We start from the raw sequence: 10097 nt of genomic DNA, 5'->3' as shown, positions 1-10097 counted from the left end.
GCCAGGGCGAGCCACTGATGAGCGGGCGGCTGGTCCTGGACCCCGAGATCGTTGAATTCCTCACCACCGGCACAGTCAGCCTGCCCAGGTTCAGCACCGATTTCCCTGCCGAGCACATCCAGACCCGGATGGAGTGGGAGGACGTCGTCCTTCACCCGGCCACGCTCCGCCAGATCCACGAAATCCAGCACTGGGTCAGCTACAACGAGACGTTGCGGGACGAGTGGGGAATGGGCAAACGGGTCAAGCCCGGATACCGGGCGCTGTTCTACGGACCGCCCGGCACCGGCAAGACGCTCACGGCCACCCTGCTCGGGCAATCGACGGGCAGACCGGTGTTCCGGATCGACCTGTCGCGGGTGGTATCGAAGTACATCGGCGAGACTGAGAAGAACCTCGCACGGTTGTTCGACAAGGCCGAGCACAAGGAATGGATCCTCTTCTTCGACGAGGCCGACGCGTTGTTCGGCAAGCGCACAGACATCCGCGACGCCCACGACAAGTACGCCAATCAGGAGGTCGCCTACCTGCTCCAGCGCATCGAGGGTTACGCCGGCCTGGTGATCCTCGCCACCAACCGGCGCGGAAACGTGGATGATGCGTTCCTGCGTCGTTTCCAGGCCGCCGTCAGCTTCCCGATGCCCCAGTCCGAGGACCGCCGCGCCATCTGGTTGCGCGCGTTCCCACCCCAGATCACGATCGACGACGACGTCGACTGGCGCGACATCGCCATCCGTTACGAGCTGACCGGCGCGGGTATCGTCAATGTCTCGCACTTCTGCGCGATCGAGGCACTCGCGAACGGCACCCGGACGGTCGATCGCACGTTCCTTGAGGCAGCCATCCTCCGCGAACTGGTGAAGGAAGGCAAGATCGTCTGAGGCAGCGAATGAGTCAACCCCGTCCGATCGACGGGACCTCCCCGTAACGGTGCAGTAACACCCCATCTGGTTCACTCGGACCTGGTGGGGTGTTGTCTCCCGGTCAATCCTTTCGGGACGTCGTGGGGCAGAAGGGACAACGAGTGCATGAACGACGACGGCGGCAGGATACGGGTTCGTCTCTTCATTCTTGGTCAAGGGGCGGAACGGACCAGGTCTGTGGAGTTTTCCGGGGACCAGCTGCTCATCGGACGAAGTTCGGTATGTGATGTGGTGCTGGCGGAACCGGATGTGAGCCGTAAGCATGCCGTGGTGCGCCGCGACGGGAACCGGATTTATCTGCGCGACCTCGGTTCCACCCTGGGCACCAGGATCAACGGCGATACAGTGACGGGAACACGGCTGCTGCGCGACGGCGACGTCCTCCCCTTCTGGTCCGCTAGGCTTGAACTGGCATCCGACGTAGAGGGCCATCGGGAGGATACCCTGCCGGTCCGACGGGAGCCCACAGCGGCCGGCGTGCGCTACGACATCGCGGACCAGCGGGCCGGATCCATCAGCAATGTCGGCGGAAACCAGCACAACTCCTACGTCACCCAGATCCTCCAGGAGCGCAGGAGTGTTCTGCTCGACGTGGCCGCCGCCAGGACGAAGGCCCGGTGGATCATGGTGACCGGCTTCCTCTTCACCGCAACGGGCTTCGGCTTCTTCGCAGCGGGTATTCTGCGGTTCCTGCTCCAGATGGGACAAAGCATTGGTGACGGAGCGGCGCCGGATGCGACGGTCACCCCGTTCGGCTTCGAGATTTTCGGCGTGCCCTCGGGTCTGATCGGCTGGTCCGTGGCAGCGTTGGGCGCAATCCTGATCGTCATCGGGTTGATCCTGCATGTGATGGCCGTGGCACGGCGCAAGCGCGTTGATCGTGAGCTGCCGCTGCCGGCCGGGAATCGAGTACGGGAGGACATGGAATGAGCTTCAATATCGGGAATCAGACAGGCGGCGTGATCAACAACGTAGCCGGAAATCAGCGGGTCTCCGGGACCCAGCACGGGGCAGCCGTCAGCACCAGCTCTGTCCGCGAGGCGGTGCAGGCCCTGCGCGCGGCGGTCGATGATGCTGACCTGGACGAGGCCACCTCGGTGGCTGTTTCCGGCCACCTGAAGGACATCGAAACGGAGGTCAGCGCACAAGACCCCGACCGGTCGATGGTCGGGACCACACTGGATCAGCTGGCAGGGCTGCTGATGTCTGCCGGTGCGGTCGCGACTGCAGGACAATCGCTGATCGGACCCATCCGGTTGGTTGCCTCCTGGGTTGGAAGTCTGGGCCCCGCTGTAGCCCAGCTACTCGCGTAGTTCACCCGAGACAGCACCGCCACGGTCACGGCCGGCCTACTCGAACCGGGACGTGCCTCCCATGCCGCGCCGCAGGATTTCCCCGGTGCCGCTCGAGAAGTCAATCACCGTGGTGGGCTCCGCCCCGCAGTCCCCGGAATCGATCACGGCGTCCACCACGTAATCGAGTTCCTCCTTGATTTCCCAGCCCTGGGTGAGCGGGGGTTTCCTGGTTGGGGAGCAGTAGCGTGCTGGACAGCAGCGGTTCCCCGAGCTCGTCGAGCAGCGCCTGGACCATCCGGTGGTCGGGGATGCGCACACCCACCGTCTTCTTCTTCGGGTGCAGCAGCCTCCGCGGCACCTCCTTGGTGGCGGACAGGATGAACGTGTAGCTGCCCGGCGTCGTCGACTTGATGCTGCGGAAGACCCTGTTATCGATGTGTACAAACTGCCCCAGCTGGGCGAAGTCGCGGCAGACCAGGGTGAAGTGGTGCTTGCTGTCGAGCTTGCGGATCGCCCGGATGCGGTCCAGGGCCTCCTTGTTGCCCAGCTGCGCGCCCAGGGCGTAGCAGGAGTCGGTGGGGTAGGCGATCAGTCCGCCTGAGCGGACGACGTCGACAATCTGCGCGATCGCACGCGGCTGCGGATCCTCCGGGTGCACGTCAAAGAACTTGGCCATGCCCGAAGCTTACGTCGCGCAGGCCCTCCTCAGGTGATACCCAGCTGGAACCAGCCTGCCCAGCCCGTCGACGCATTCCACCACGTGGAGTAGACCACGCTGTCCGAACCGACGACGAACACATCGAGGTGCTCGGTCACCCGGGAGACGGCGGCCACCTGGCTGCCGGGCTTCGCGACCCCGCCCGAGATGTTGAACCAACCGGCCCATCCGCCGGGATCGTGCCACCAGGTGCTGTAGATCCGGTTGTCCGTCCCGACGACGAAGAGGTCCAGATGGTTGGAGTAGCGGGCAACCGCGGTCACCGGCGATCCCGCCGACGCCACACCGCCCGAGACCTGGAACCAGCTGCCCCACCCCGAACGGGCGCTCCACCAGGTGGACACGATCTTCCCGTCGGGTGCAGTGGTGAACAGGTCCAGATGGTCGGGATGCCGAGCGACGACGTTGACGGTGGAATCCGGACGGGCCAGCTGGCCGCCCACCTGGAACCAGCGGGACCAGCCGCTGCGCTCGTCCCACCAGCAGCTCCAGACCCGGTTGTCGGTGCCAACGACGAAGAGGTCCAGATGGAACGGGTACCGGGCGATCGCCGTGACGGTGGCCCCGTTCGCCGCGACGCCGCCGGAGACCTGGAACCAGCTGGACCAGCCGGACCGCACGTCCCACCAGATGGACATGATCTTCCCGTCCGAGGCGGTGGTAAAGACATCCAGGTGGTCGGCGTAGCGGGCGAGGACGTTCACGGTGGACCCGGCCCTGGCCACCAGGGTGCCCAGCTGGAACCAGTTGGACCACCCGCCCGACCAGCTCCACCAGGCGCTCCACACCCGGTTGTCGGTGCCGACGGTAAACAGGTCGAGGTGCCCCGCATAGCGCGCAACAGCGGTGACCGGCGAACCGACTCCTCCGGGCGACGCGAACCCGCCCATCAGGTGGAACCAGCCGGCCCAGCCGCTGCTCTGGTCCCACCAGTTGGACACGGTGCGCCCGTCGGAGGCCACCGCGAACACGTCCAGGTGCTCGGGATACCGGTCCACGACGGTGATCGGGGTCTTCGCCCGGGCCGTCAAGGCCGCGAGCGGCCCGATCCGGTTCCAGATGACCTGCCGGCAGATCCGGCAGAACGGCACACCCAGGTCGCGCATCTTGCAGGCGAACTCTGGCCGGAACGCGCCGCAGTGGTAATAGTGCGCGCCCTCGAACGTGCCAACCGTGCCCGCGGCGACAGGGCTCGGACGGGAGTCGACGGTGCTGCAGTCGGGGTTGGTCATGGTGGGGATGGCCGTGGCAGCGTTGACGGCCCACCGCCACTTCAGCGAGGCACGGTTCCGGTTGATGGTGACGTTGGGTTCCCCGGGCTCGGGGCCGGGATGGTGGTCCTGCCCGGTTTCGTCGCCGCCGGCGTAGTACGGGTATTCATCCGCGAGTCCGAACGCCGTGTGCCCCATCTCGTGGATACCGATTTCGGTGGCGTTGGCCGCCAGTGAGTAGGTCCCGATCGAGCCGCCGCTGCCGCCGTAAATGGTGGAGTTGACGATCACGAGCACGGTGGTGAACTCGGGAACCTGGGCGGCGGCGACGGTCAGCGCTGTGCCCGCGTTGCACAGCAGCAGCCGCCGGATACCGTTGCCGCCGAACGTCGCGTCGAAGTAGGTACGCGCGGTCGCCCCGGTGCCGCCCGGTCCCACCGGGTCGTCGGCACCCGAATCGGTTGAGGACACGTTGATCCGGAATATGTTGATCGCCGGAGAGAGCTCGTTGAACGGCGGGGTGCCCAGGAAGGCGTTCGCGAGCGCCGTACAGGCGGTGTCGAACGCGGCCTGCTCACCCGCGCGGAACCCGTCGCCCAGCAGCACGACATTGAAGGCCCGGTTGCGGGGCGCCGAGCCCCGGATCTGCGTGGTGCCAATGACCGCACCATCGGCGGTGGTCATTGTGTCCCACCCCGTCCCTCGATGGCAAAGCTGGTGATTTCGGTGATGTCGGAGGCGTCGGGGCTCCGGTCCTGTCCTTCGCCGGGCGGCTCCGCACCGCGCGCACCGGCGGTGCCAGGGGCGGGCGCGGCAATGTCGATCAGCGCGATGTTACGAGCGGCCGCCGGCGCGGGAACGACGACGGTAAACGCGCCGCTGGGCCTGTCCACGTCGACGCGGGTAATAGGTTCACCCGGGTTCTCCGGGAAGACTTCGGCGCTGCGGGTATCGCCGGTGCGCACCGGGACCCGGGTCAGGGGCCGGTTGTCGGCGTCCCGCACCTCGGCATAGCGTCCGGCCCGCACATCGGCGTGGGCATCAAAACCGGTCACGGCGACGTCGACCGGCTGCTGCGAGATCAGGCGGACGTCGTCGCCGTCGTACTCGAAAATCAGCCGGATCGCGTCGGCAACGGGAGCTGGGGTTTCGGTCATGGCGGTTCCCTTCGCAGCAGAGGTCAGTCCTGTTGCCTATGGTCCATCGTCCGCCGTTACTGGTGCGTTATTGGGTAGCAGATCCCTATATCAAGATGAGCTCGAAGGCGTCGCTGATGGCGCGGGCCAATGCGGGTTCCTGGTCATCGAAGAGCAGGCCAATCGTCTCTCCCATGGCGCTCATCCGCACCGTGGTGATGTTGTCGCAGCTGACGACGCAGTCGCGGTCCAGCCCGTTTCGCGGTCCGACCGGAACCTCGCTGGTGATGCCCCGGATCGTGCTGGTAATCGGTGCGATGGTCAGCCAGGTCAGCAGATGAAGCTTGGATTGCCTCGTCAGGACCAGCGCTGGTCGACGCTTGTCCAGTTGAACTGAGACGATGGGGCGCACTAGTCCAACGCCGGATGCGGCGGATCAAGCACGCCGTCGAGGTCCGGGTAGACGGGCTCACCGCGCCGTGCCAGGTCGATCAGCACAGCCTCTTCGCCGCGGTAACGCTGGTCCCGCCGGAGGCGGGCGATCCCGTGGCGGACTGCCTCCGATCGGTTGGCCGCGCGGCCGTTGGCGACCTCAGCGTCGAGGGCGGCCAGCTCGCTCTCGTCGAGCCGGATAGCGATCTGTGTAGTCATTCTCCCAGCATACCCGCAGCGTCAACCGACTGGTATGCAGGGAACCTCTGGGCGCTACCTGGGCCGTCGGTATTCATCGACCAGCCGTGCTCCCCAGCGATGCGGCGGCGGGGTCTTCGGCGACGGACACTTCGCCGCACGCTGCGAGGAACCTGAGGTAGGCGGCGACTGTTTCGGTTCCGCGGATATCAACGCGGAAGGGGTCAAAGACATTGTGGACCAGCCTGCCTCACCCCCGTGGCGGGAAGAGTTGGTCAAGGCAGCCGAGAGCTCATCGATGTCCACATAGCTATCCAATCCTTGAACTCCGGCCCCTTAAAGCCGCGTTCCGGACGGATTGGTGTGCTGCGGAGGAGCTGCGACGAGTCTCCGACCGTGGCCCAGGGTGGCGAATAACAGCGGAATAACGCATTCATCGCTACATTGAAGCTTTATCCTAATCCGCAGAGGTTGAGTGACATGATCGAATCTGATTCCTCCGGCAGCCGGTCCAACAGGCGGGAACCGGAAACCACCGGGCGCTACATTGTCGTCTTCGCCGACTCCGAACCGGACGCGCCCGCGTTGCTCCGGTCGATGGCCGGTGTGTCCAACATTGCGGATTCCCGCGATTTCGGGACCCGGGCCGTGGACCCGTTGGAAACCCGGGATGCGGACGCCACCGTGTTCTACACGCTGGGCGTCGCCGTCGTCTCAGCCGACCCGCAGCAGGCCCGTTCGCTGCGGACCTCCTCCGATGAGGGCGCCATCATCTCGGTCTCGCCGGAACTGATCCACCACATCCTGACCAACGGCCCCGACGATCCCGGGGAAAACGGTCCGTCCTCCTTCCAGGACACAGCGCAGTCCACCTGGGGACTGCAGGCCGTGGCAGCGGCTGCCTCCCCCTGGACAGGCAACGGAATCCGGGTGGCTATCCTCGACACCGGGTTCGACTCCGGACACCCGGACTTCGAGGGCCGGCTGGTCACCGTCGAATCCTTCATACCGGACGAGTTGCCCCAGGACGGGCACGGGCACGGCACCCACTGCATCGGAACATCCTGTGGCCCGCGGACACCGTCCGAGGGGGCCGGGTACGGCGTGGCGTGCGAGGCGGAAATCTTCTCCGGGAAGGTGCTCAGCGATTCAGGATCAGGTTCCGACGGCGGCATCATCGCCGGGATCGACTGGGCGGTGACTAACGGCTGCGCGGTGATCTCCATGTCCCTCGGCGCCGACATCGCGGAGGTCCACCCGCCGTACACCGCCGTCGGGCAGCGGGCCCTCGACGCCGGATCTCTGATCATTGCCGCAGCGGGAAACAACGCGGACCGCCGCCAGAATGACTTTGGGTTTGTCGGCGCACCGGCCAACAGTCCGTTCATCCTGGCCGTGGGCGCACTGGACCAGCAACTGGACATGGCGTACTTCTCGGCCCGTACCCTGCCGATCCGGGGCGGTCAGCTGGACGTCGCAGGTCCGGGATTCAAGGTGTACTCGTCCTGGCCGATGCCCGACCGGTACAATACCATCAGCGGCACCAGCATGGCAACGCCGCATGCGGCGGGCATCGCCGCCCTCTGGGCGCAGGCCACCGGCTACCGCGGAAGGGAACTGTGGTCGGTGATGGTGCAGGAAAGCCACCGGCTGATCAACCCGTCAGTCGACGTCGGCTCCGGCCTGGTCATGGCGCCGCAAGAATAGGGCGGCATGAATATCACCGTGACCGTGAAGGAATCGCACCGCTCCGCGATAAATGAGGTTGCGGAGCGGTTGCGTGCCGGCGGGATTGACATCGACCGGGTGCTGGGCGCCGGCGGGATGGTCACCGGCTCGGCGCCGGATGACTGCCGGTCTGCATTGGAGGCTGTCGAGGGGGTTGCCTCCGTCGACGCCGGAATGCGCGCGCAACTGCCCCCACCCGAGGGCGACGTGCAGTAGCGGAACCTCGCAGCGTTGGGTCTTACGCGCTGGCGCCGGCGGGGGTCCCGGTCTTGCCGCCGACGTCGTCGAGCACCGTCTGGGCGCGGCGGTCAACCAAACCCGTGAAGAGTTGTTGTGCCGCCCCGAAAGCGATCGCCCAGGCGATGATCTGGGCCGAACTATCCAGGGCGCTCAGGCCGGGAACAAACTCGCCGCGCATCAGTTGCAGCCCCAGCACCGCCGTCAGCGCGCCGGCCGGAAGCTTCAGTACCGACAGGGCAAGCACCAGGCCGAACGGCGTGGAGTTGCCCCGCACATGCCTGAGGGAGGACGCACCCGAAACCGCGGCCGCGAGCAACCCGAAAAACTCCACGATGAGCAGATCCACATTCTCGGCAGTGGAACCGGTGGGACACACAACCGCTTCCGCTGTTGGCTGGAAGCAGAGGTTGAGCTGACCCGTCCAGACAAACCCGCCGATCGCGAGCAGCGTGGCGAGGAAAGCGAGGACGACGGCGGATATCACCAGCGCGTTCCGGAAGCTGCGCACGCGGGAGAGCTCCCGCCGCCCCTCGGACGACGCGCCCCGGAAAGCCTGGATGACGGCGCCCTTCGCGGGGTCGTCGAGTCCAGCCGTCGACAGGTCGTCCACGATTCGGTCAATCTCGGTCCGCTGCGGATTGCCCTTCGGGAGGTGCTCCCGGACATGCGCCTGGATGCCGGGCAGCTGGGACTGAACGTAGGTTGCAGGCGCCCTGGTGAGGACATCCAGTTGGGCAGCGTCGAGACGGCACACGACGCGCGTCACCATGGCTCCCTGATGAGGCAACTCCCTGGAGGGCCGTTTCCGGGTAGCAACTCCCTGGACAGCGTCCAGATGTTTCCTGATGGATTCCTCGAGGACCTGTTTGCTGAGGTCCACCGTCGTGTTGCCCCCGGACGGCGGATCGATCAGTTGAAGCCATTGAGTCACGGTGGAAAGCTGATCAGCGGCGGCAAGCGACTCTTCCCGCCAGGCCTTGGTGGTGACCGTAGCCAAGGGGAAGAGGGGAGCCGGTGTGGCCTGGATAGCCATGATCACCCTTTTCCGGTGCATGATCACCCCTTTCCGCTGGCGGGGATACCCTCCCCAAAGCCCGATAGGGCAGGCCTACCACCGCACCCGTTACTCCGGTGTTACCGCATTCTTGTGAAGGGACGCGCTACTCAAAGGACGGACGCAGGCTGGCGCCAAAGCCCGGGGCGGGATCGGGGACCAGGGAGTGTTCCTGCGGAACCTGCAGCAGGGGGCGGATGAGGTCCGTGATACCGGACGACGGGCGGACACCGCATTCGTGCAGGAGCATTGCGAGGTAACTCCGGTAGCTGCGCATGGCGGACCCATTATTTCCGGCTGCCAGGTGAATGCGGAGCAGCATCCGCTGGGCGCTTTCGCGAAGCGGGTCCATTTCGGCGGCGGCGGCGGCGTCGAGTGCGGCCTCGAGCTCACCGGTCGCCAGGAAATCGCCGGCCAGGGTCTCCAAGGTAGACATCCGGAGCCGGTTCAGGCGTTCCTGGTCCGGCCACAACCAATCCTCATGCCAGCCGGGCAGCAGATCGGCGCCGCGGAGCTGCGTCGCCAGGCCGGCCGGGCCTGACGCACCCTCGTTGACCAGGTCCATCCGGCCTGTCAGGTGCTCGACGTCGACGGAAATCCCGCTGGCCAGGGCCAGCGGATCGCTGGCGGGTTCGAGGAGGCCCGGAAGTTGGTGGGCAATGTTCCAGAGGCACGCCCGCAGGCTGCCGGACGCCTGCGCGTCGGAACGGTCAGGCCACAACAGGCCGGCGATGTAGCTTCGTCGACGGTCGCCGCGGAGCGCTAACGCTGTAATCAGACGTTGCTGCCGGAACGCGACAGTTACGTGCTGGTGTTCCCGTTCAAGATCCCAACACCCCAGCAACTTCAGGTTGGGGTCGCTTCAGAAAAAGGAAAAAATCGTACGCTAGCCTCGGTCTTTCATGTGGTGGTGGCTGGCGGGGTGTGGTTAAACGACGAAAAGTGCTCCTGACGTGGGAAAATGGTGTTGTCTACGCATCATTCGCGCCACGTGAAAAGGAGCACCTTTCTGGTGAGTCAGTCTACCGGTTTCTATCCGTCTGTCCGTGCTGATTCCGCCGGGACCGGCGTGGTGTCCCAAGCCGGAGGCATGATCCTGACCCAGACGGTTCGTGCCTCGGGGATCGGTGCCGGACTGTCGGCGGCTTGGGAACCGTGGCGT

12 protein-coding genes and 2 pseudogenes are annotated in these 10097 nt (G+C 65.8%); 7 read left to right on the top strand and 7 right to left on the bottom strand.

Going from position 1 to position 10097, the window contains the following annotated elements; translation table 11 throughout:
• From Y703_RS18970 to Y703_RS0109005, 3 genes are all read left to right on the top strand, one after another.
• Nucleotides 1-881: ATP-binding protein (locus tag Y703_RS18970; RefSeq protein WP_081743469.1), on the top strand; the 881-nt coding region annotated here is incomplete at its 5' end.
• 147 nt (nt 882-1028) lie between these two features.
• On the top strand, nt 1029-1853 hold the full coding sequence (locus Y703_RS20830; RefSeq protein ID WP_051427443.1) for an FHA domain-containing protein: 825 nt from the start codon (nt 1029-1031) through the stop codon (nt 1851-1853).
• Nucleotides 1850-2236 (top strand): hypothetical protein, encoded by a 387-nt coding sequence (locus Y703_RS0109005; protein WP_026552440.1) that lies wholly within the window; start codon nt 1850-1852, stop codon nt 2234-2236. The genes Y703_RS20830 and Y703_RS0109005 overlap by 4 nt, the downstream gene beginning before the upstream one ends.
• Before the next feature lie 36 nt (nt 2237-2272).
• On the opposite strand, the pseudogene Y703_RS18960 reads toward Y703_RS0109005, so the two are convergent.
• The 5 genes and pseudogenes from Y703_RS18960 to Y703_RS0108980 all read right to left on the bottom strand — a co-directional run bounded on the left by Y703_RS18960 (nt 2273) and on the right by Y703_RS0108980 (nt 5934).
• Nucleotides 2273-2894 (bottom strand): annotated as a pseudogene (locus tag Y703_RS18960) (L-threonylcarbamoyladenylate synthase).
• A 29-nt stretch (nt 2895-2923) separates the two neighbouring features.
• Entirely contained in the window at nt 2924-4831 is a 1908-nt protein-coding gene (locus tag Y703_RS0108995) for a M64 family metallopeptidase (RefSeq protein ID WP_026552439.1), read from the bottom strand.
• Nucleotides 4828-5304 (bottom strand): hypothetical protein, encoded by a 477-nt coding sequence (locus Y703_RS18955; RefSeq protein ID WP_051427442.1) that lies wholly within the window; start codon nt 5302-5304, stop codon nt 4828-4830. Before Y703_RS18955 ends, Y703_RS0108995 begins: the two co-directional genes overlap by 4 nt.
• A gap of 85 nt (nt 5305-5389) precedes the next feature.
• A complete protein-coding gene (locus tag Y703_RS0108985; protein WP_026552438.1) occupies nt 5390-5695 on the bottom strand; it encodes a type II toxin-antitoxin system PemK/MazF family toxin in 306 nt (101 codons plus the stop codon).
• Entirely contained in the window at nt 5695-5934 is a 240-nt protein-coding gene (locus Y703_RS0108980; RefSeq protein WP_026552437.1) for a ribbon-helix-helix domain-containing protein, read from the bottom strand. The genes Y703_RS0108985 and Y703_RS0108980 overlap by 1 nt, the downstream gene beginning before the upstream one ends.
• Before the next feature lie 34 nt (nt 5935-5968).
• Between Y703_RS0108980 and Y703_RS22045 the strand changes: the two genes are divergently transcribed.
• From Y703_RS22045 to Y703_RS0108970, 3 genes are all read left to right on the top strand, one after another.
• Nucleotides 5969-6223, top strand: coding sequence for a hypothetical protein (locus tag Y703_RS22045; protein ID WP_155849457.1), 255 nt, complete (start codon nt 5969-5971; stop codon nt 6221-6223).
• A 170-nt stretch (nt 6224-6393) separates the two neighbouring features.
• A complete protein-coding gene (locus tag Y703_RS0108975) occupies nt 6394-7620 on the top strand; it encodes a S8 family serine peptidase (protein ID WP_026552436.1) in 1227 nt (408 codons plus the stop codon).
• 6 nt (nt 7621-7626) lie between these two features.
• Entirely contained in the window at nt 7627-7857 is a 231-nt protein-coding gene (locus Y703_RS0108970; protein ID WP_026552435.1) for a hypothetical protein, read from the top strand.
• A gap of 22 nt (nt 7858-7879) precedes the next feature.
• Here the strand turns inward: Y703_RS0108970 and Y703_RS18950 are convergent, their stop codons facing one another.
• Together Y703_RS18950 and Y703_RS18945 are read right to left on the bottom strand one after the other, a co-directional pair.
• Nucleotides 7880-8914 (bottom strand): hypothetical protein, encoded by a 1035-nt coding sequence (locus Y703_RS18950; protein WP_155849456.1) that lies wholly within the window; start codon nt 8912-8914, stop codon nt 7880-7882.
• Between the two features lie 127 nt (nt 8915-9041).
• The gene (locus Y703_RS18945; protein WP_051427440.1) at nt 9042-9779 is read right to left on the bottom strand and encodes an AfsR/SARP family transcriptional regulator; all 738 of its coding nucleotides are present in this window, start codon (nt 9777-9779) and stop codon (nt 9042-9044) included.
• Nucleotides 9780-9947: 168 nt separating this feature from the next.
• Between Y703_RS18945 and Y703_RS23010 the strand changes: the two are divergent.
• A pseudogene (locus Y703_RS23010) lies at nt 9948-10097 on the top strand (IS1380 family transposase); the annotation flags it as partial.

The sequence above is a fragment of the Arthrobacter sp. H20 genome (genome assembly GCF_000520515.1).
Classification (GTDB): Bacteria; Actinomycetota; Actinomycetes; order Actinomycetales; family Micrococcaceae; genus Arthrobacter_D.
Note: the sequence above shows the minus strand (reverse complement) of the source record. Positions and strands in the feature narration are given on the sequence as shown.